A 20,157-nucleotide genomic window follows, 5' to 3' on the forward strand; every position below is an offset into this window, starting at 1 on the left:
CGCCGCTTCCCCTTACCCCCGGGCCGCTCACGGGATCCCCCCGGATCCCCCTGCGCAGGAGACTGGCAGCCCCGCGGATACAGCGGGCGAACCCCGGGTTACATCCCGGGGCCAACTACTGCGCGGGGCCCGCCACGGGGTCCAGGAAACCCTGCTCGACCAGCAGCCGGATGGCCTCCGGAGTGCGGTCCCGCAGCACGATCGGATCCTCCTGGACCAGCTGCGCGATCGCGTCCAGGATCCGGCCCGCGCTCAGTGAGCCGTCACACACTCCGGCGAAGCCGGCGCCGACCGTGTCGACCTTGGTGGCGCGCCGCATTCCGCGGTTCTGCCGGAGCACGACGTGTTCCGGATCCTCCGCGCCGGGCGCGCCGACCTGCTCCTGGACCACTTCCTCGGCCAGTGCGAAATAGGCCTCCAGCAGGGCCGCGTCGTCGTGCTGCCGCAGGTAGTCCTGGCGCGCGAAGTGAGCCAGGACGGCCTCGCCGAGCGGCTGCTCCACCGTGTGGGGCCACTCCTCGACCACGATCGAGGGCTCGGCCGCGTCCGTCCGGCGCAAGGTGATCCAGCCGAAGCCGACGGACTTGGTCCCGCGGGCCTCGAACTCGTCCAGCCAGTCCTCGTACCGCCGCGCGTACTCGGCCGGGTCGGTCCGGTGGTCGCCCGCGTCGCGCAGCCACAGCTCTGCGTACTGCGTCACGTCCTGCACGTCACGCTGCACGATCCAGGCGTCGCAGCCGCGCGGCACCCAGGAGCGCAGCCGGTCGCGCCAGTCCTCGCCCTCCACGTGCTGCCAGTTGCCGAGGAACTGCGCGTACCCGCCCGGGTTGAGCCGCGCCCCGGCCTCCTGCACCAGGGTCCGGCACAGGTCGTCGCCGCCCATGCCGCCGTCCCGGTACGTCAGCCGGGCGCCGGGCGAGATCACGAACGGCGGGTTGGAGACGATGAGGTCGTACGTGGCCTCGCCGACCGGATCGAACAGCGACCCGGTGAGCAGCTCGGCCTCCGGGGCTCCGGACAGGGCCAGCGTCAGACGGGTGAATTCCAGGGCCCTGGGGTTGACGTCGGTGGCGGTGACCCGGGTGGCGTGCCGGGACGCGTGCAGCGCCTGGATTCCGGATCCGGTGCCGACGTCGAGGGCGGAGCCGACGGGGGTGCGGACGGTGATCCCGGCCAGGGTGGTGGAGGCGCCGCCGACGCCGAGGACCACTGCCTCCTCGCGGCTGCCGATCCCGCCGGCCCCGCCGACGGAGCAGCCGAGGTCGGAGACGATGAACCAGTCCTCGCCGTCCGGGCCGCTGTACGGGCGCACGTCGACGGTGGCGTGCACCTCGTCTCCCTCCAGCCGCAGCCAGCCGTCGGCCAGCGCCGCCTCGACGGGCAGCGCCTCCGCGGCGTGCACGTACGGCTCCGGCTGCTGGAGCAGGAACAGCCGGACCAGGCTCGCGAGCGCCCCGTCGCCCGGGCCGCGCGTGGCGCGCAGGGCGGGGACGGTCTCGCTGCGGGCCAGCGCGGCGTAGGCGGGGGCGCCGAGCAGGTCGAGCAGCCCGTCGGCGGTGAAACCGGCGGCGAGCAGGGCGGCGCGGAGCTCGGGGGCGCGATCGGGCTTGGGGAGGCTGGTGGTACTCACGCGTCCATTGTGTCCGCTGGGACCCGTCCTGCCGATCACACCGGGCCCGAAGGCGCGAAAGGGCGGCCGCGGCCCCTTCCGGGACCCCGGCCGCCCTGAGCGGCGTACCGCGCGCAAACACCTCCCGCGCGGGCCGGCCGAGCGCCTACGAGGACGCCGGCGCCGCCGCGACCTGGCAGCCCTTCTGGCCGTTGATCGCCGGGCCGAGGCCACCCGCCTTGAGCTGGGCGAGCGCGTCCTGACCGCCCTTCGTCACGTCCTTGAGCCCGCCCGCGACCTCCTTGAGGCCGTCGGCGAACTTCGCCTTGTCCTGGGGGTCGAGGGCGTCCGTCTTCGCCTTCAGGTCGGCGTAGCCCGTGGAGGTCGTCTCGAAGCCCTTGGCCGCCGCCTCCTGGGTCGCGGCGCCGTTCTTGACCGGCGGGACGCCGGCCGACCGCAGGGCGGCCGCCATCGCCTTGTACGACTCGGTCATGGTCGCGAACGCCGCCGAGTCGGTCTTCTGGACCTCGTCGGGCTTGCTGCTCTCCGAGGCCACGCGCTTGATCTCGACGTTGGCGGCCTCGATCTTCTCGAGCTGGGGCTGCCACTGGTCACAGACCGTCTTGGCCCAGGAGCCGGCCTTCTGGTCGGTCTCGTCCCCGCCGCATCCGGACAGGACGAGCATCAGTGCCGCACCGCCCGACAACGCGGCCGCAATCTTCTTGTTCACCGGATTGGTCCCTTCGAAGGCTCTCGGCCCGGAAGATACACGCCCGCCCTCCGGAGACGCACAAAGGCGGACAGACGGCGCGTGAGTCCGCGCCGCCCATCCGCCTTTCGGGCGTACCGGCCGGCCCTGCCCGGCCCTGCCCGTACCGCTGACCGGATCTCGGGTCAGGAGACCGTCGCCGGGTCGGCCGGCTGGGCCACCCGCTCGGCGGCTCCGCCCTCGGTCTCGTCCTCGTCGCCGACGGCGATGCCGCGGCGCTTGGAGATGTACACCGCGCCGATGATGACCCCGATGGCGAGGACCGCGACGACGGCCCGCACGACCGGGCTGCTGTCCCCGCCGTAGCTGAACTGCACGACCGCGGGGGCGATCAGCAGCGCGACCAGGTTCATGACCTTGAGCAGCGGGTTGATCGCCGGTCCGGCGGTGTCCTTGAACGGGTCGCCGACCGTGTCGCCGATGACGACCGCGGCGTGGGCCTCGCTGCCCTTGCCGCCGTGGTGGCCGTCCTCGACGAGCTTCTTCGCGTTGTCCCACGCGCCCCCGGAGTTGGCGAGGAAGACCGCCATCAGGGTGCCCGTTCCGATGGCACCCGCGAGGAAGGAGCCGAGCGCGCCCACGCCGAGGGAGAAGCCCACGGCGATGGGGGTGAGCACGGCGAGCAGGCCGGGCGTGGCGAGCTCGCGCAGCGCGTCCTTGGTGCAGATGTCCACGACGCGCCCGTACTCGGGCTTCTCGCTGTAGTCCATGATCCCGGGGTGCTCGCGGAACTGGCGGCGCACCTCGTAGACGACGGCACCCGCGGAGCGGGAGACGGCGTTGATGGCGAGGCCGGAGAACAGGAACACGACGGCCGCGCCCAGGATCAGCCCGACGAGGTTGTTGGGCTGTGCGATGTCCAGGCTGAGGTTCATCTCCCCGGCCTTGGCACCGACTTCCTTGACCGCGGTGGCGATCGCGTCGTTGTACGAGCCGAACAGCGCCGCCGCGGCGAGCACCGCCGTGGCGATGGCGATGCCCTTGGTGATGGCCTTCGTGGTGTTGCCCACGGCGTCCAGGTCGGTCAGGACCTGCGCACCGGCGCCCTCGACGTCGCCGGACATCTCGGCGATGCCCTGGGCGTTGTCGGAGACGGGCCCGAAGGTGTCCATGGCGACGATGACGCCGACGGTGGTGAGCAGGCCGGTGCCGGCCAGGGCCACCGCGAACAGCGCGAGCAGGATCGACGTACCGCCGAGCAGGAACGCGCCGTAGACGCCGAGGCCGATGAGCAGAGCCGTGTAGACGGCGGACTCCAGCCCCACCGAGATTCCGGCGAGGACGACGGTGGCGGCTCCCGTCAGCGAGGACTTGCCGATGTCCCGGACGGGGCGCCGGTTGGTCTCGGTGAAGTAGCCGGTCAGCTGCTGGATCAGGGCCGCGAGCACGATGCCGATGGCGACGGCGACGACGGCCAGGATCCGCGGGTCACCGGTGTGGTTGGTGATCGCCGGGTTCTCGACGCCGACGAGCTCCTTGTAGGTGGCCGGCAGGTAGGCGTAGACGGCGATCGCGACCAGTGCCAGGGAGATCACCGCGGAGATGAAGAACCCGCGGTTGATGGCGGTCATGCCGCTGCGGTCGCTGCGGCGCGGGGAGACCGCGAAGATGCCGATCATCGCGGTGATGACGCCGATCGCGGGCACGATCAGCGGGAAGGCGAGGCCCAGGTCGCCGAAGGCGGCCTTGCCGAGGATGAGTGCGGCCACCAGGGTGACGGCGTAGGACTCGAAGAGGTCGGCCGCCATTCCGGCGCAGTCTCCGACGTTGTCGCCCACGTTGTCGGCGATGGTCGCGGCATTGCGCGGGTCGTCCTCCGGAATGCCCTGCTCGACCTTGCCGACCAGGTCGGCGCCGACGTCGGCGGCCTTGGTGAAGATTCCGCCGCCCACGCGCATGAACATCGCGATCAGGGCGGCTCCGAGACCGAAGCCCTCCAGGACCTTGGGGGCGTCGGCGGCGTAGACCAGGACGACGCACGAGGCGCCGAAGAGGCCGAGGCCGACGGTGAACATGCCGACGACGCCGCCCGTCCGGAAGGCGATCTTCATCGCCTTGTGGGAGACCTCGGTCAGGTCCCTGGCGGGCTCCCCCTCGGCCGGGGTCGCCTCGCGTGCGGCAGCGGCGACACGGACGTTGGCGCGGACCGCCAGGCGCATGCCGATGTAGCCGGTGGCGGCCGAGAAGATGGCGCCCACGAGGAAGAAGGCGGAGCGCCCGCCCCGCTGCGTCCAGTCGTCGGCGGGGAGCAGGAAGAGCAGGAAGAAGACCACGACGGCGAAGATGCCGAGGGTGCGCAGCTGCCGGCCGAGATAGGCGTTGGCGCCTTCCTGGACGGCTGCGGCGATCTTCTTCATGCTGTCGGTTCCCTCGTCGGCGGCGAGGACCTGGCGGACCAGGATCTGCGCGACGACGAGTGCGGCGAGTGCCACGGCCGCAATGACGATCACGATGAGCCGATTGTCATCGGTGAGTACTGCGGCTGCCAGATCTGTGGTGCGATCCGGCGCGATAGGGGTGAAGAGCCCCGTCATTCGTCCTCCTTGACGTGATGAGCTCAAGATGTGGACGGATTGTAGGGAGCGCGCCCCGATCAAAACAGTGCGCAGGAAACGTAATTGGCGTGCTCTCGCTCCTCAGCAATAGATCGCGTCACTCCATTACCCTCGAAAGTGGTAATGGGGCAAAGGCATTGACGCCTCATCATTGATCTAGGGAAATGAAAAAGGCCCTGCTCAGCAGGGCCTTGATAAAGATCGGAAGATACGAAGGATTGTGCGCGGCGCGGAGCGCGGTGGATCTCAGGGAAGCTCGGAGACTCCGGAGACGGGCCAGCTCATACGGATGGTCCCGCCCGATTCCCCGCTGCTCACCTCGACGTCGTCGACGAGCCCGCTGATCACCGCGAGGCCCATCTCGTCCTCGGTCTCGCCCTCGGACTCCAGGACGGCGGTGATGCCGGACACCGCGTCGGAGGCACTGCCGGGCCCTGGGACCTCGTCGCCGACCTCGATGGAGAACACCTTCTCCTCCTCGGTCAGCACCACCCGGACGGGCGCGGTCAGTCCGTTGCTCCGATGGAGTCCGACGGCACGCGAACAGGCCTCACCCACGGCGAGGCGGACCTCGTCGAGGACGGCTTCCTCCACGCCGACCCGGCGCGCCACGGCGGCCGCGACCAGGCGGGCCGTGCGGACGTGTTCGGGCTGGGCGCTGAAGCGCAGTTCAACGGTGGCCATGCGCATCCCCCTCGGACTACGGGCGTGCCTTGACAGGGGCCCGGGCCAACCGTGGCCCGGTACCCCCGCTCTCCTTGTCGGCCCCCTGCCGCCCGGAGGCTGCAGGGGGCCGCGCGGAGCCGTCAGTCGGTGGCGTTGACGGCGTCTTCCACCGTGGTGTGGATCGGAAACACCTTGGTCAGACCGGTGATCCGGAAGATCTTCAGGATGCGCTCCTGGTTGCACACCAGGCGGAGCGAGCCCTCGTGCGCACGGACGCGCTTGAGCCCTCCCACGAGCACACCGAGGCCGGTGGAGTCGAGGAAGTCCACCCGCTCCATGTCGACAACCAGGTGGTAGCTGCCGTCGTTCACCAACTCGACCAACTGCTCGCGCAGCTTGGGCGCGGTATACACATCAATCTCGCCACCGACCTCCACGACCGTACGGTCGCCGACAGTGCGAGTCGACAGGGACAGGTCCACGGATCCTCCAGCACCTTGCTATCGAGCGACGCCCCCTCACCCGAAGGTAGGCGAGGGATTGGCTGCCGCGATGGCATTCAATCACTTACCGGCAGGCGCGCACGACGCCTTCGGACCATTGTCCCGCACGCCGGTGACACACTCGGTTCCGATGGCCCACACATCTGGTCCCGAACGGCCCACGGCACCCGCGGACCCCCGACCCACCCCCGACGCGGTCCTGGACCGCCTGTCACGGGGGCCTTCCCGTGCTGCGCGCATCACCCATACGGAGCACTTGCCCCCTCGGGCGGGTCGTCATGCAGTCTGGCCGGACCGCATCCGAACAGACGTCGTAGCCGCAATCGGATCGGCCGGAATCGACCATCCGTGGGAACACCAGGCCGCGGCGGCCGAGCTCGCCCTCGACGGAACGTCCGTGGTCGTGGCCACCGGAACCGCCTCGGGCAAGTCCCTCGCCTATCTCGCGCCCGTGCTCTCCGCCCTCGCGGACGGCGCCGAGGCCCCGAACGGCCGGGGCGCGACCGCCCTGTACCTGGCCCCCACCAAGGCCCTGGCGGCCGACCAGCGGCGCGCCGTGCGGGAACTGGCCGCCCCGCTGGGCAACGCCGTACGCCCCGCGGTCTACGACGGGGACACGCCCGTCGAGGAACGCGAGTGGGTGCGGCAGTACGCGAACTACGTCCTGACCAACCCCGACATGCTGCACCGCGGCATCCTCCCGGCCCACCCGCGCTGGTCCTCCTTCCTGCGAGCCCTGCGCTACGTCGTGATCGACGAGTGCCACACCTACCGCGGGGTCTTCGGCTCCCACGTGGCACAGGTGCTGCGCCGGCTGCGGCGGCTGTGCGCCCGCTACGGCGCCGAACCCGTCTTCCTGCTGGCCTCCGCCACCGCGAGCGACCCGGCGGCGGCCGCCTCCCGGCTGACCGGCGTACGGGTGATCGAGATCACCGACGACGCCTCCCCGCGGGGCGAGATGGTCTTCGCCCTCTGGGAGCCGCCGCTGCTCACCGAGCTGCGCGGCGAGAAGGGTGCGCCCGTACGCCGTACGGCCACCGCCGAGACGGCCGACCTGCTGACCGACCTGGTGATTCAGGGGGTCCGTACGGTCGCCTTCGTCCGCTCCCGGCGGGGCGCCGAGCTGATCTCCGTGATCACCCAGGAACGGCTCGCATCGGTCGACCGGTCGCTGGCCCGCCGGGTCGCCGCCTACCGGGGCGGCTACCTCCCCGAGGAGCGCCGGGCCCTGGAGCGGGCCCTGCACTCCGGCGAGCTGCTCGGGCTGGCCGCCACGACGGCCCTGGAGCTGGGTGTGGACGTCTCCGGCCTGGACGCCGTCCTGATCACCGGCTACCCGGGCACACGGGCCTCCCTGTGGCAGCAGGCGGGCCGCGCGGGGCGCTCGGGGCAGGGCGCCCTGGCGGTGCTGATCGCCCGGGACGACCCGCTGGACACCTACCTCGTCCACCACCCGGAGGCGCTGTTCCAGCGGCCGGTGGAGGCCACCGTCCTGGACCCCGACAACCCGTACGTCCTCGCCCCCCACCTGTGCGCGGCGGCGGCGGAGCTACCGCTGACCGACGCGGACCTGGAACTCTTCGGCCCGGCGACCGAGGAGCTCCTTCCCCAGCTCGAAGCGGCGAAGCTGCTGCGGCGCCGGGCGACCGCCTGGCACTGGACCCGCCGGGAGCGGGCCTCGGACCTGACCGACATCCGGGGCGGCGGCGGCCGCCCGGTGCAGATCGTCGAGGCCTCGACCGGCCGGCTGCTGGGTACGGTCGACGAGTCGGCGGCCCACACCGCCGTCCACGAGGGGGCCGTCCACCTCCACCAGGGCCGCACGTATCTCGTGAAGCACCTGGACCTGGAGGATTCGGTGGCCCTCGTGGAGCAGGCGGACCCGCCCTTCTCCACCACGGCCCGCGACACCACCTCCATCTCCATCCTGGAGACCGAGACCGAGATCCCGTGGGGCTCGGCCCGGCTCTGCTTCGGCTCCGTCGAGGTCACCAACCAGGTCGTCTCCTATCTGCGCCGCAAACTGCTCACCGGCGAGGTGCTGGGCGAGGCCAAGCTCGACCTGCCGCCCCGCACCCTGCGCACCCGGGCCGTGTGGTGGACGGTGACCGAGGACCAGCTCGACGAGGCCCGGATCAACCCGGAGATCCTGGGCGGCGCCCTGCACGCCGCCGAGCACGCCTCCATCGGCATGCTTCCGCTGTTCGCCACCTGCGACCGCTGGGACATCGGCGGCGTCTCCGTGCCGCTGCATCCCGACACCCTCCTCCCCACGGTCTTCGTCTACGACGGCCATCCCGGCGGCGCCGGCTTCGCGGAGCGCGCCTTCAGCACCGCCCGTGCCTGGCTGACGGCGACCCGCGACGCGATCGCGGCCTGCGAGTGCGAGGCCGGCTGCCCTTCCTGCATCCAGTCCCCCAAGTGCGGCAACGGCAACGAGCCCCTGCACAAGCGCGGCGCCATCCGCCTCCTCACCCGCCTCCTCTCCGAATCCCCGGCCGCCCACGCCACACCACCCACCGCACCCTCCGAGGCCTGACAGGGCCCGGTGCGGCCTGACGGGACCCGGTGCGGCTGACGGGACCCGACGCGGCCTGACGGGACCCGGTGCGGTCCCGGGCCCCGGGGCCTCAGCCCCACGGCCCTGGCGGGCCTGCCCGGGCCTGGATCGTCGCCGTGAAGGGGCCCGCCGCGACCCGGGCGGTGACCTCGGCCACCTCACCCCCGAGCAGGCACCCGCCGAGCGCCCCGCCCTGAGCCTGAGCCACCCGCAGGGCCGCCGCGCACGCCGCCTCCGGCCCGTGGGCCCAGGTGGCCGCCGCGGCGAGCGCCGCCAGGTCGGCGGCCGCCGCCGCCCGGTGGCGGGCCACGACGGCCTGGCCGAGCAGCAGCACCCCGCCGAACACCGCACCCAGCACGGTCGCCACCAGCGCCGCCCAGACCGTGGCCGAACCCCGGTCCCGGCTCACGGCGGCGGCCCCACGCTGTCCTCGGCCAGGGCCACCGCCTGCGCCCCGAGCCGTACCGGCAGCCCGCCCGGCCCGGGCGCCTTCGCCGCCACCCGGACCCGCCAGAGGTCGCCCTCCCGCTCCAGCTCCACCCGCGCCCCCGGCGGGGCGGCCGCCCGGGCCGCCGCCTCGGCCACCTCCACCGGCTCCGACCTGGCCGCCGCCCGGGCGCCGGCCCGGGCCGCGTCCACACACCGGATCTGCGCGGCCGCCGCCATCAGGGACCACACCAGCAGCGCCGCGAACAGCACCAGCGCCGGAATCACCAGGGCGGCCTCCGCCGTCACATATCCCCGGTCCGACTTTCCCCGGGCCCTGCGTGACCCACCCTCAGAACGGCACATCGAGCGCCTTTCCGATGGTCGACTGAAGGGCCGTGGCGACGACTTCGCTCGTCACCACCTTGTAGAGGACGGCCGCGAATGCGCAGGCCGCGATCGTGCCCATCGCGTATTCCGACGAAATCCTTGCTTAGTTGCCGTGTCGCATAGGCAGTCAGTCCATTCGTTGCAAATCTTCGAAAACCGTTGCATGGAAGCGTGTCGGATACGTAGCCTTCAAGTGTGCATCTGACCTTCTTCAGCTCAAATAACTGGGCTTCATGGGGCCTTGATGGGCGGCCATTAATTCCGGATGGCATGCCTGTACTCATTGATGACGATCTGCTTCTGGAGGAGGACGGATTTTTGCGGCCGGCGGCGGTCGCGAATCTGTGGCTGCGGGAGCTTCCGGTCAGCGGGGCTCCGGGGCGTCTGACGTGGAAGACGTACGCCCATGCCCTACGCAGTTGGCTGGAGTTCCTTGCCGAGCGAGGCGTCAATCCGTTCAGCGACCGCGATCAGTTGCGGTCGGCACTGAGCGCCTTCTCTGAGTACCGGTTCTCCGGCCCGTTGACTGCCCGGTGGGATGAGGGCACGTGGGACCTCAACGTGAACACGGTGGCCCGCTTCTACGCCTGGGCGGTCGACCAGGGCTTTTGCTCCGCACAGCCGTTCACGTATGCGGTGGTCAGGCGGTACACGGAGGCCGGAGTACAGCAGACGCGCCGGAACACCGCGACCCTTCGGCGGGCGAAGGCCCACTCCAAGGTGAAGTACCTCGATGCCGACTTCCGGCGGCTGTTTCTGCAGGGTTTGGGTGGTCTTGGTCCGGACGGCGAACCTGACGGCTTCCGGGGACGTCACCTCGGGCGCAACGCCGCTATGGGGCGGCTGGTGATCTCGAGCGGTCTACGCGCTCAGGAGTTCACCCACCTGCTGACGTACGAGCTTCCGGGACTTCCGGCGCGCCGCAGTGCGGTTCCGGTCCGGTTCCCGCTGGCCGCTCAGATCACGAAGGGCAAGAAGGCCCGTGAGACCTGGGTGAGTTACGAGGCCCTGGAGGAGTTCTGGCAGTACATCGAGCTGGACAGGGCTGCTGTCCTGCTCGGGCGCGAGTACGTCCCAGCCCCCCGGCTGGGACCTCGCCTGGTCATCTCGGCGCCGGACTGGGAGGGAGCGAAGATCGATGGCCGTCGGGTGTCGTGGCGGAAGCTGGCTCCGAAGGAGCGGTTACAGCTGGTGACGCCAGAGGGGACTCCAGCGATCAATGCGGTTCAGTCGAACGGCAGCCCGTTCACTGACTGGGCGACGACCTTCCGCCGCACATCCGTGCGCATCCGGCGCGACTTCGAGCCTCGATTCCCGACGGTGGGCCCCCACTTGCTGCGGCACACCTTCGCCATGGCCACCCTGGAGAAGCTGGTCAAGGGCCACTATGCGCGGGCCGCAGCTCTAATCGCCGACGTGGACGAGGACGCAGCTCTCGCGCTCTACCTGACCAAGCAGGACCCGATGCTGGTGCTGCGTGACCTGCTCGGACACACGAGCGTGATCACGACGGAAATCTACCTCCAGCGTCTCGATGTCCACCGGGTCTACCGCGACTTCTACCGCGGGGCCAACAAGCACGACGGGGAGTCGGCCGCGGAGGCCGCCGCCGAGTTCGATGACGAAGGGGATGACGCAGCATGGTGACCCGGATCGAGCACGATCCGTTGCGAGTTGAGTGCATCTTCCCCAACCGCACAGCGTGGACAGCCATGCTGGACAAGACGCCGAACCCCAGGCTCACGGAGGACCTCGCTCTCGGCATGGTCCAGCTGATCCACCCGCTGGGTGACGTCAGCCGTCGTATCGGCGCGGTCCAGTACGCCTCCACGATTCGGCGGATGGTCGACGAGCTCCACGACACCGGCTTCCGTGGCGGCGTGGAGGAACTGACCAAGCCGCTCATGCTCCGGTACTGGATGTCCGCCACCGGCACTCGCGTCCAGCGGACGCGCAAGCTGCTGCAGGGGTGTGGCGAGCGGGTGGAGCCCGCTCTGCGGAAGCATCTGGCCGGGCGGCCGGTCAAGCAGCCCGCTGGTGGAAATCCGCTCGACCCGTACACCGATGACGAGTGGCGCCAGATCGAGTCGCGCTTGCGGGCGCGGGTCAAGGGGATGCTGGCCAGTCACCGAGAGGCCGTGGCCCTGGCATGCCTCGGCCCGGATCCATCCAGTGGCGGGCTGAACCGCCAGAACTTCGCCGTTCTTCTTCTGGACCAGGGGCCGCTGAAGGTCAAGGATGCGGCGGCCGTGCTGGGCGTGACAGGCGATGCCTTCCGAGACGGAGTGGGTGCCCAGTACATCGCCGTGCGCTCGGCGCTGTTCCCGTCGGTCCGTGCGGCGTACACGGTACGAACCCTGTTCGGCGTCTACAGCGGGGTGGTACCGGACGGTGTCCGGGGCCTTGGCCTGGAGGACTTCACCTGGGCCGGCGACCGCACGCTTCTGATGGACTACGTGAAGAACCGTCGCGGCCCGGAAGGCGTCAGCCTTCCCTCCCGAGCCATCCGACTGCTGGACGCGTGGCTGGAATTGGTGGAGCCACTGAGGAAGTTCGCTCCACCGGAGTGCACTGAGCACGTGTGGATCAGCCTGAACAGTGAGTCCCTTCCAGGCCAGCCTGGCAGCAGGCTTGGTGTGCTCTCGTCCATCAGCTCGCACGCGAGCGGCAAGAAGGCCCGCAAGGAAGTCGCGGCGGAACTCGACCTGCGAACGGACGACGGTGACCGGCTCATACTCCACGCCGGGCGGATCCGTACGACTTATCACAACATGCTTGCCCGTCGGGGCTGGACCGGACGCACCAGGATTGACCCCAACCACTCAACGGCCGTGGAGGGCAGCCACTACGTCTCTACCACCACGCCGGCGCAGGCCGAGTCGGTAGAGGCGATCATCGAGGACGCTCAGGGCGACATTCTTCGGCGTTCACGTCCTCCGGTCGTGCTTGATGAGGAAGAGGCGGCGCAGTTCGCGGCCGCGGTGCCCCAGGAGTTGGCCCGGCTGGGTCTGGACGAAGGCGCCATGGCCGAGTTGCTCGGCGGCGAGATGGACGTCTTCACCGCCGCATGCTCGAACCAGCTCGCCGGCTTGCACGGGCCGAAGGGCAAGCCGTGCCCCGCACGGCCCTGGGTGTGCCTGCTGTGTCCGCTGTCGGTGTTCCTCCCCCGGCATGCGCCGAATCTGCTGCGGCTGAAGGCGTACTTCGCCCGGCAGTCCCGGCAGATGACCGTTGACCAGTTCCTCGCTGTCTTCGCCCCGTACGCGGACCGGCTCGACCACGAGATCCTGCCCCGGTTCCAGCCCCAGGTACTGCAAGCAGCATCCACCGAAGTCCACGACATCGATGCCGAGCTCCCGCTGCGGCCCGAGGAGATGAGCCTGTGACCGCCTCACGCGGTGCTGTCGTGGAAATGCCCGCCGGGCCTATACCGGCGCAGTGGTCCGCGGCCTCACCGTTCGCCGGACTGGACATTTGCCGTGCAGCGGGCTGGGAGGTCGTGCCCGGCGGGCCCAGACCGAACTTCGATGAGGATTTCTGGGACCTGACCGGGGTGCGGGACATGCCCAAGAGCGCCAGGTCCAACACCAGACGGCTGGATTTCCGCACGATCATCGACCCAGCGTTCCGGCTCACGGCGAAGGAGTACATCTTCGCCCTGGCCGTCCCCGATCACGAGCTCGTCCTGGCCCTCCCGGACGCCGCCCGGACCGCCTACAAGCCGACCAGCTGCTTCAACATCTGCGTGCAGTTGGTTCGGTGGCTGAACTTCCTGACCGCCCAGGGCCTGGCTGATCTCACCGCGGTGATGCAGGAACACTGCGACGTCTACCGTGTGATGCGCCTGAAGCGCACGCATCCAACCCGTGGAATGGGGCCGATCAGCGCTGGCACGATGCTCACCATCCTGCAGCCCGTTCGGAACCTGGGCTACTACCAAGAGCTGTTCAGCAAGACCTCGTACCGTTCGGGGTTCGTGCCGTGGCCTGGGCTCGCTCTCACGGACGTGGCGGGCTGGAAGAACAAGCAGGAGAACTCCGTGCCGGCCGTGCCCGAGGAGGTTTTCCAGCCGACCGTCGCTGCCGCTCTCTACCTCACCGAGACTCTTGGCCCCCTGGTCGCCGCCGAGTTCGAACGGCTCCTCAACGAGGTTGAGACCCGGTCCTCGTCCACCATGCGGAGCATCTCGCGCACGACCGGTGCGACGTTCTCCCAGATCGTCGCCTCCTACGTACGCCGGGGGCAGCCGTTGCCGGAGCTGGATGGCCGCCTGCTGGCCAAACGCATCGGCGAAGGGGCGGATCCGGAGGATCCGCTGGTCCGCGTCCATGTGAGTCGGCTGATCAACGAGCGGACGAACTACTCCGCCTTCCCCTACCGGCTGGTCGAATCTGTTCGTCCGATGCTCGAGGACGCCGTCACGAAGGTCGGGATTGCGGGCGGCTTCGCACGGGATGCGCCCTGCATCCCCCGGTACGGCGATGAGACGCCCGTGCCGTGGACCATGCCGTTGACCGGGCAGCAGCTGCGGGACCTGGCCTTCCTAGTCTTGGCCGCCTGCCGCGTCCTCGTCGCCTCGATCAGCGGGATGCGGGCCAGCGAACTCGACGAGCTCACACCACTCTCTCCGCAGGACCCGGTCACCGTCTCCGGAGACACCCAGCGGTTCCGGCTCAAGTCCCGGCTGATCAAGGGCCATGATCTGGGCGGTGTCCCGGCAGAGTGGGTGGTCCTCGAGCCGGCCTACCGCGCCGTGCAGCTGGCCTCCCGCCTAAATCAGGCCGCCGCCGACGGGCAGGTCTTCCCCATGTCCCCCACCGACTTCCTCCACGGACGCCTCCGCGACTGGGTCAACAGTCCCGAGGGCCAGCGGCTGGGTCTGGCCCCGATCCCCGCGGGTCCTGTCAACGGGCGGATGCTCCGACGCACCCTTGCCCTGACCTTGGCCCACCGTCCCGGCGGTCTCCTCGCTGCCAAGATCCACCTCAAGCACGTGTCGGTGGTCACCACAGAGGGGTACGCCCACAAGCCCGGCGGCTCCCAGGGATCCCTCCTCGCGGAAGTCGAGCGAGCGCAAGAACAGCATCACCTCGAGCTGACGGAAGCCGCATACCGCGACTACCGGAACGGGAACGTGCCGGCGGGCCCGGGGGCACGGGATCTGATCAAGGCGTTCGAGCACATCGACGATGTCCTCCAGGAACATCAACCGGGGCCCGTGGCCGTTCTCGACAACGACCGTCGTCTCGAGATGCTGCTCAAGCAACGGGCCAAGAGCCTGCACGTGCAGGCGGCGAACTACTGCTGGTTCCAGGACCCCTCCAGGGCCCTGTGCCTCAAACTCGCCGGGACGCCGAACGCGACCAAGCCCCTGGCCGGGTTGTGCGACTCGGCCCGATGCCCGCAGGCCACCCACCATCCGTGCCACCTGCCCGTGTGGCAGAACACTGCAGCCAGCAACACCGTCTTCCTGGACAACCCCCGGTTCCCGAAGGCGGAGAAGGCACGGCTGCGGCCCGAACTCGAGCGGGCCCAGCAGATCGTGAACGAGATCATCGCGGCCAACACCAGACTCGGAGAGCAATGAGATGCCCCGCATCACCGAAGACACCCGCAACCGCAACGAGGCATCCATCCGTGCCGCAATGGACCGGCTGCTGACCGGAGACCTGCCACCCGGCGGGAAGTGCGACATCAAGACCCTCGCCAACCAGGCCGGAGTCAGCCGCACCGCGTTCTACCCCAAGAAGAACCGTGACGGAACCGTACGCTCCGGCCCCTACCAGCACCTCGGTGAAGAGTTCGAGCGTCGGCTGCGGTCCCTGCAGCAGGCCGGGCAGATCACCGACCCTCGGGCAACACAGATCGAACGCCTCAAGGCCCAGGTCACCGATCTCCAGGACCGGGTCGCCAAGCGGGACGAGGCCCTGGCCGAACTGACCGAGTTCAAGAAGCTGGCCGTCTCCCGGATCGCCGCCCAGCATGCCGAGATCGAACGGCTTCGAGCCCAGGTCGCGGACGCCGGCAACGTCCGGTCCCTCCCGGCTTCCCGAAGCCGGACGCCCGGATAGGGGCCTGGACTTGAACAGAACACGTCCAGCAGGACCCGACCTTCGCAACGGAGCGCAGGCCCCAGGCCCGCAGGCTCGGCCTGCTGTCAGTCGTTGTGGTCATGCCCTCCATAGAAATACGACGGCAGCCGCTCCATTAGGTAGTTGGCGTCCTCATCCGGAAATGAGAGCGAGACGGAGTCAGCAATGGGGAAGTCTCGAGTCACGGCCCGCTCATCCATCGCGTTCTTGAGCACGCCTACTGCTGCGACTGCCCAGTCGTCGTATGACTCGACATCTTCATCGGTCAGGCGCCGTGGGCGATCTCCGCGGAGTACGACGAGGCGTGGGTCATCGCCAACGCTCAGCAGTACCCGGGTGTCCCACCAGCATGATGCGAACCGGAAGGAATCCCTGGTGCCACTGGATGATTCCAGTGCCAGACCGCTCAGGCGCCATCGAACGCTTGCGGTGCACCAGACATGGTTGTCGATCTTGTAAGCCTTCGCGTCCGAGACCGACTCAAAAGCCGCGACTGGTGACGCCAGCCAGGAGTCCGCCCCGAATGGGAACGGCCCTCGTCCTGGCCCACCGCGGAAGGCGGTCGTGTCGAACCAGGGGGCATCGGGGCCCGGGTTGCCGTCTCGGGTAGTGACGTGCTGTCCGACTTCTGGGGAGACGTCCTTGCCCGTCAGAAGGTTCTGGACGGAGTCCAGGTCGATCTCTGCCGGCTCGGTGAACCGGGTCAGGACCTCGTCAAGCGAGGTGAGGTGGACGAATCTCCCGCCCAAATCACGAAGGTCTTGGCGCATCGGGAACGCATGGGTGACGCCGTCCCCGAAGTCTTTGGTGTTCGAGCTGACGAAGTAGACCGTCTCTTCAGGATGTGCCTCGGCATAGTCGATCGCGGACATCCAGACGGCCACGTCCCGGTATCCCGTCTTCACCGAGCGGCTCCCGTTGGCCACGATCTTGGCCGGAGCCAAGCCGTTGGCCTCACGGAAGGCAGCCTCGCGCAGGGCTGTCTCTCCGGTGGGGATGACCTCGACCAGCTCGCCGTACTTCTTGCGCCAGTGCTCTCTCACCCGTTCGGGCTCGCTGTCCAGGAACAGGAGATCCGTCGTCCACGGCGTGGCCTGACTCAACTGCTCGATCGCCTTCGTGACCGCTTCGTGGGCGCTGTTGTACTTGACTGCCTTCTGCGCGACGAGCTCTTCCATGACGACCCAGGGGACCGAGACGGACTCGGTCCTCGACTCTCGGATGGTTCGCAGGAGCTCAGCGCTGCTGGTCTCCAGGCCGCAGCTATAGAGGATGCAAGTATCCAGAATGATCACGTAAGACTTCCCTCTCTTCGGTCCTCTCGGTCAACGATCGCAGGCTGAGTGGTCGAGTGCGGGCCGCTTCTACCCCTGCCCCGGACCAGGCTGGCCAAGAGGGTGCAGAAATGACAGCCCCGGCCGTGTGACCTGTCGCGAGGACGGCCAGGGACGGTTCCGGGGCTGTGATGCCGGAGGTGGTGATCAGCGAAGGGCGTCGGCGATGCGGTGTCGCAGTTGCGGATCCGCGATGGTGTCGAGCTCGCGCCAGGTGGCGTCGGAGACCTCTTCGGTCTGGAGATCACCGATGTCGGCGGTGGTGCGGAACAGGAACCGGAAGTCGAAGTGCTGGTGGGCAGGCTCGTCCTTGGCGGGGTTGGCGTCGATGGGGTGGACGTCGACGTGGAGGGGGGTCTCGCCGTGTGGGGTGACCACGTGTGCCGGGATGCCGGTCTCCTCGGTGAGTTCACGGCCAGCGGCCTGGAGGAGGGTGTTGTCGATCGGCTCGAGGTGGCCACCGGGCAGCAGCCACTTGCCAGTGGCGTTGTGAAGAATGTGCAGGATCCGGCCGTCGGGGCGGACGAGGATCGCGCCGGCGGTCACGTGTCCGGGCGAGGTCTTGCGGCTGGTGAGGTCGTCGCCGTCGTCGAGGAGACCGAGGATGACCTCATGTTCGCGCTTGTTCTCGGGGTACTGGTCGAGGTAAGCGGCGAGGGTGGTGCGGATGTGGTCGGCTGTGATGGTCATGGTGATCACCTGTTGAAGTAGTTGAGCCAGGTCGCCGCGATGGCGGCGCGGTCGGCCGCGGGGACCTCGTGGATGCCGGGGGCGAGGTCTCCGCGGGTGAGCATCCTGATCGCGGCGAGGATCTCAGCCTGGATCAGGAAGATGAACGGCCCAACGCTGGCGCCGTGGATGAAGTTGACGGCATTGCCACCGTTCGCCAGATAGAAGTAATGGCCGGTGGTCTGGTAGCGGGTGACGTGGTCGCCGACGGTGGTGCGGGTGTAGACGTCCGGCAGTCCGTTCAGGTCCAGCTCGTCCTCGCTGCTGGTGACAGTGGCGATGTAGGCGCCGTTGCGGAGGTGGGCGAAGTCCTCGCCCCGCAGGGAGATCGCGCCGGTCGCGCAAAGGACCAGGCCGGCGCCAGTCAGGGCGGCTTCACGGCTACGGGCGACGGTGAAGCCCTGGGAGAGAGCCTGCGTACGGCGGACGGGGTCGATATCAAAGACCGTGACCTGGACGCCTTTGGCGTGCAGGAGCCGGGCGATGGAGGAGCCGAGTTTGCCGAAGCCGAGAACGAGGGCGGGCCGGCCATGGAGGATGTCACCGCATCCGCGGATGACGGCCTCGGTGGAGAAGACGACGGATTGGCCGACGAGGAAGTCCTCAGGGTCCTTCAGCGGCGACCGGGCCACCGAGACGACGGGGCAGGGCAGTTTGTTGAGGTCCTCGTAGCGGCGGTGGCCGTTCTCGGTGTCCTCGATCACCCCGGCGATCCTGCCTGTGAAGCGGCTGTCCACTGCCTCGAGGGTGGGGGCGAAGTATCCGCCGACGTCCAGCAGGGCGAGGGTTTCGCCGGCGGCCCGGGACTCGAGGTAGTCCAGGGCGGAGTCGGGGTCGGTGAACAGGCCGCGGGTCAGGGCATCGACCGGGACTGTGCGCTCGACCTCGCGCTGGGCAGCAGCGCTGATGGACTTGGGCTTGGGCAGCACTGCCTTCAGCGTGGTCATCTGGGCGACCGCGCGGACGAAGGAGGGCCGCTCGGGCAGCAGGTGCGTGACCAGGAACGATGCGGGCCGCTCGTCCGGGGTGAACTGGGCCGCGACCTTGGAGAAGTATGCGTCCAGCCGTGCGCGTTCGAAGATTTCCATGGCAGTGACCTCTCGTGGCGAGATGGGGGCCGTGCATGGGGCGCAGGAACATTCGGGGGCGTAATACAAGGCCGCATAGATGCCTTCCAGGGGCATATGTGGCGTTAGGCCGTGTGGGCGAAGCCGAACAGCAGCCGGTCGGCAGCCAGGGCCGCGTCGAGGTAGGCGTCGAGGCGGACAGCGTCGGCGGACTGGGTGAGCGGGTCCAGGCCGATGATCAGCGCGGCCCGGCCGCTGTCCTGGGCCAAGCGAGTCCACTGCGGGTGTGTGGGCAGTCGCAGGCCCCAGCGGGCACCGGGGAACTTCAGGAGAGCTCGGGGGCCGATTGTCACGAGGGTGCCCTGGATGTCAGGGACGGACTCCTGGGCGCGTGCGAGGCCGCCGAGAATCTCTGCGAGGTGCCGCATCCGGGTCTCAATCGCTCCGAGGGTGTCGTGGCTGGTCCGGCCGAGGCGGTGGGCGAGGAGTATGTGGGCGACCTGACGCCCGTCCGCGGCCTTGCCCGGCCAGGTCCAGGCGCCGAGGGAGGACAAGAGCCCGGTGTCCGGGCCGGTGCGGGTCAGCATGCCTGTCCCTGCCCGGTTGGCTGGCCGGTCTTGAACCTCGTCCAGACGATCTTGCCGCTGGGCCTGCGGTCCTCGACGCCCCAGCCGTCGGCGAGTGAGGCCACGATCTCCAGGCCCCGGCCGGTGGTGTCGTTCCCCTCCGTGTGCGCGATCTCCGGTTCCAGGCGGTGACGGGGGCGGCTGTCGTGCACTTCCACCCGTACGTAGTCCTCGTCGGCGTCGAGTCTCACCAGGAAGCCGTGCTCGGTATCGGTTCCGTGGATCAGGGCGTTCGAGGCCAGCTCGGAGACACAGAGCCGGATGTCCTCGGCAGGGCTGTGCAGGCCCCAGGAGGTCAGGGTCGTGACGGCGAAGGCTCGGGCGAGGCCGACCGACTCGGGCCGCGGGTCGAAGAACCTCTTTGCATCAGGCATCGGGTCCTCACCTCTCGGTGTCTAGGGTTGGGGTGGGGGCAGGGCCGAAGCGGCGGTGGACCGGCGCCGGGCCCGGTCCGGTGGCTCCGTGGCCTGCCGGGCGGCGCCTGCCGGGGCCTCGGACCAGCAGCAGCCGGGCTCCGGACGCGGTGATCTGGGCCTGCCTCGTGGCGGCTATGTCCTTGGGGCCCAGGTGGGAGGGGGCGGGCAGGACGACGCCGTAGGTGTCGGGCAGTTCCAGGACGTCGATCAGGCCGGTGAATGCCGCTGACGGCCCGCTGCCGGTGTCCCGTTCGGTGAACACCCCCGAGAGCGTCAGCTCGTGCTGGCGGCAGTACTCGGCCAGAGCCTCGTTCAGGGCCATCTGGCGGGCCGGGGAGACCCGGACCAGCCGCAGGTAGCCGTAGACGACCGGACCGCTGACGCCGCGATGCTCGGTGAGGGGTTCCATGCTGAT

At 69.4% G+C, this 20,157-nt stretch carries 19 protein-coding genes; 5 read left to right on the plus strand and 14 right to left on the minus strand.

Annotation, left to right across the window (positions count from 1 at the left end; all coding sequences use genetic code 11):
- Positions 1–115: 115 nt before the first annotated feature.
- The 5 genes from ACZ573_RS16660 to bldG form a co-directional block, all read right to left on the minus strand.
- On the minus strand, positions 116–1,630 hold the full coding sequence (locus ACZ573_RS16660; protein WP_471304406.1) for a DUF7059 domain-containing protein: 1,515 nt from the start codon (positions 1,628–1,630) through the stop codon (positions 116–118).
- 145 nt (positions 1,631–1,775) lie between these two features.
- Entirely contained in the window at positions 1,776–2,339 is a 564-nt protein-coding gene (locus tag ACZ573_RS16665; RefSeq protein ID WP_471304409.1) for a small secreted protein, read from the minus strand.
- Positions 2,340–2,503: 164 nt separating this feature from the next.
- Positions 2,504–4,912, minus strand: a complete 2,409-nt coding sequence (locus ACZ573_RS16670) for a sodium-translocating pyrophosphatase (RefSeq protein ID WP_471304411.1) — start codon at positions 4,910–4,912, stop codon at positions 2,504–2,506.
- Between the two features lie 267 nt (positions 4,913–5,179).
- Positions 5,180–5,617, minus strand: coding sequence for an ATP-binding protein (locus tag ACZ573_RS16675; protein WP_471304412.1), 438 nt, complete (start codon positions 5,615–5,617; stop codon positions 5,180–5,182).
- Positions 5,618–5,739: 122 nt separating this feature from the next.
- Entirely contained in the window at positions 5,740–6,081 is a 342-nt protein-coding gene (bldG, locus tag ACZ573_RS16680) for an anti-sigma factor antagonist BldG (protein WP_008743037.1), read from the minus strand.
- A 70-nt stretch (positions 6,082–6,151) separates the two neighbouring features.
- Here bldG and ACZ573_RS16685 point away from each other — a divergent pair, with 70 nt between their 5' ends.
- On the plus strand, positions 6,152–8,641 hold the full coding sequence (locus tag ACZ573_RS16685) for a DEAD/DEAH box helicase (protein ID WP_471304415.1): 2,490 nt from the start codon (positions 6,152–6,154) through the stop codon (positions 8,639–8,641).
- Positions 8,642–8,732: 91 nt separating this feature from the next.
- Here ACZ573_RS16685 and ACZ573_RS16690 read toward each other — a convergent pair whose 3' ends face one another.
- The 3 genes from ACZ573_RS16690 to ACZ573_RS16700 are packed head-to-tail and all read right to left on the minus strand — an operon-like array spanning position 8,733 to position 9,575.
- On the minus strand, positions 8,733–9,071 hold the full coding sequence (locus ACZ573_RS16690) for an Rv3654c family TadE-like protein (RefSeq protein ID WP_471304417.1): 339 nt from the start codon (positions 9,069–9,071) through the stop codon (positions 8,733–8,735).
- Entirely contained in the window at positions 9,068–9,454 is a 387-nt protein-coding gene (locus tag ACZ573_RS16695; protein WP_471304419.1) for a TadE family type IV pilus minor pilin, read from the minus strand. Before ACZ573_RS16695 ends, ACZ573_RS16690 begins: the two co-directional genes overlap by 4 nt.
- Positions 9,441–9,575, minus strand: a complete 135-nt coding sequence (locus tag ACZ573_RS16700; RefSeq protein WP_471304660.1) for a DUF4244 domain-containing protein — start codon at positions 9,573–9,575, stop codon at positions 9,441–9,443. The genes ACZ573_RS16695 and ACZ573_RS16700 overlap by 14 nt, the downstream gene beginning before the upstream one ends.
- A 98-nt stretch (positions 9,576–9,673) precedes the next feature.
- Here ACZ573_RS16700 and ACZ573_RS16705 point away from each other — a divergent pair, with 98 nt between their 5' ends.
- The 4 genes from ACZ573_RS16705 to ACZ573_RS16720 are packed head-to-tail and all read left to right on the plus strand — an operon-like array spanning position 9,674 to position 15,549.
- A complete protein-coding gene (locus ACZ573_RS16705) occupies positions 9,674–11,125 on the plus strand; it encodes a site-specific integrase (RefSeq protein WP_471304422.1) in 1,452 nt (483 codons plus the stop codon).
- Complete coding sequence (locus ACZ573_RS16710) at positions 11,119–12,864, plus strand: hypothetical protein (protein ID WP_471304424.1); 1,746 nt, start codon at positions 11,119–11,121, stop codon at positions 12,862–12,864. Before ACZ573_RS16705 ends, ACZ573_RS16710 begins: the two co-directional genes overlap by 7 nt.
- Positions 12,861–15,065, plus strand: a complete 2,205-nt coding sequence (locus ACZ573_RS16715) for an integrase (RefSeq protein WP_471304426.1) — start codon at positions 12,861–12,863, stop codon at positions 15,063–15,065. Before ACZ573_RS16710 ends, ACZ573_RS16715 begins: the two co-directional genes overlap by 4 nt.
- Before the next feature lies 1 nt (position 15,066).
- A complete protein-coding gene (locus ACZ573_RS16720) occupies positions 15,067–15,549 on the plus strand; it encodes a hypothetical protein (protein ID WP_471304428.1) in 483 nt (160 codons plus the stop codon).
- A gap of 86 nt (positions 15,550–15,635) precedes the next feature.
- Here the strand turns inward: ACZ573_RS16720 and ACZ573_RS16725 are convergent, their stop codons facing one another.
- From ACZ573_RS16725 to ACZ573_RS16750, 6 genes are all read right to left on the minus strand, one after another.
- Positions 15,636–16,865: a PIN domain-containing protein gene (locus tag ACZ573_RS16725; RefSeq protein WP_399511915.1), complete on the minus strand. Its 1,230-nt coding sequence runs from the start codon at positions 16,863–16,865 to the stop codon at positions 15,636–15,638.
- Positions 16,866–17,051: 186 nt separating this feature from the next.
- Complete coding sequence (locus ACZ573_RS16730; protein ID WP_471304430.1) at positions 17,052–17,594, minus strand: NUDIX hydrolase; 543 nt, start codon at positions 17,592–17,594, stop codon at positions 17,052–17,054.
- Positions 17,595–17,599: 5 nt separating this feature from the next.
- On the minus strand, positions 17,600–18,721 hold the full coding sequence (locus ACZ573_RS16735) for an adenosylhomocysteinase (RefSeq protein WP_471304433.1): 1,122 nt from the start codon (positions 18,719–18,721) through the stop codon (positions 17,600–17,602).
- Between the two features lie 104 nt (positions 18,722–18,825).
- Complete coding sequence (locus tag ACZ573_RS16740) at positions 18,826–19,287, minus strand: DUF5949 family protein (protein WP_471304435.1); 462 nt, start codon at positions 19,285–19,287, stop codon at positions 18,826–18,828.
- Positions 19,281–19,700, minus strand: coding sequence for an ATP-binding protein (locus ACZ573_RS16745; protein WP_400686082.1), 420 nt, complete (start codon positions 19,698–19,700; stop codon positions 19,281–19,283). The genes ACZ573_RS16740 and ACZ573_RS16745 overlap by 7 nt, the downstream gene beginning before the upstream one ends.
- Positions 19,701–19,707: 7 nt before the next feature.
- Positions 19,708–20,151 (minus strand): hypothetical protein, encoded by a 444-nt coding sequence (locus ACZ573_RS16750; RefSeq protein ID WP_471304437.1) that lies wholly within the window; start codon positions 20,149–20,151, stop codon positions 19,708–19,710.
- Between the last annotated feature and the right edge of the window lie 6 nt (positions 20,152–20,157).

The sequence above is a fragment of the Streptomyces sp. NPDC040545 genome (assembly GCF_055595065.1).

Excerpts from the sequence above, each read along its gene's own strand:
- ACZ573_RS16750 (WP_471304437.1), bottom strand. The coding sequence starts at position 20,151 with ATGGAACCCCTCACCGAGCATCGCGGCGTCAGCGGTCCGGTCGTCTAC.
- ACZ573_RS16720 (WP_471304428.1), top strand. The coding sequence starts at position 15,067 with ATGCCCCGCATCACCGAAGACACCCGCAACCGCAACGAGGCATCCATC.
- ACZ573_RS16710 (WP_471304424.1), top strand. The coding sequence starts at position 11,119 with ATGGTGACCCGGATCGAGCACGATCCGTTGCGAGTTGAGTGCATCTTC.
- ACZ573_RS16735 (WP_471304433.1), bottom strand. The coding sequence starts at position 18,721 with ATGGAAATCTTCGAACGCGCACGGCTGGACGCATACTTCTCCAAGGTC.
- ACZ573_RS16670 (WP_471304411.1), bottom strand. The coding sequence starts at position 4,912 with ATGACGGGGCTCTTCACCCCTATCGCGCCGGATCGCACCACAGATCTG.
- ACZ573_RS16685 (WP_471304415.1), top strand. The coding sequence starts at position 6,152 with ATGGCATTCAATCACTTACCGGCAGGCGCGCACGACGCCTTCGGACCA.
- ACZ573_RS16730 (WP_471304430.1), bottom strand. The coding sequence starts at position 17,594 with ATGACCATCACAGCCGACCACATCCGCACCACCCTCGCCGCTTACCTC.
- ACZ573_RS16740 (WP_471304435.1), bottom strand. The coding sequence starts at position 19,287 with ATGCTGACCCGCACCGGCCCGGACACCGGGCTCTTGTCCTCCCTCGGC.
- ACZ573_RS16675 (WP_471304412.1), bottom strand. The coding sequence starts at position 5,617 with ATGGCCACCGTTGAACTGCGCTTCAGCGCCCAGCCCGAACACGTCCGC.
- ACZ573_RS16695 (WP_471304419.1), bottom strand. The coding sequence starts at position 9,454 with ATGTGCCGTTCTGAGGGTGGGTCACGCAGGGCCCGGGGAAAGTCGGAC.
- ACZ573_RS16745 (WP_400686082.1), bottom strand. The coding sequence starts at position 19,700 with ATGCCTGATGCAAAGAGGTTCTTCGACCCGCGGCCCGAGTCGGTCGGC.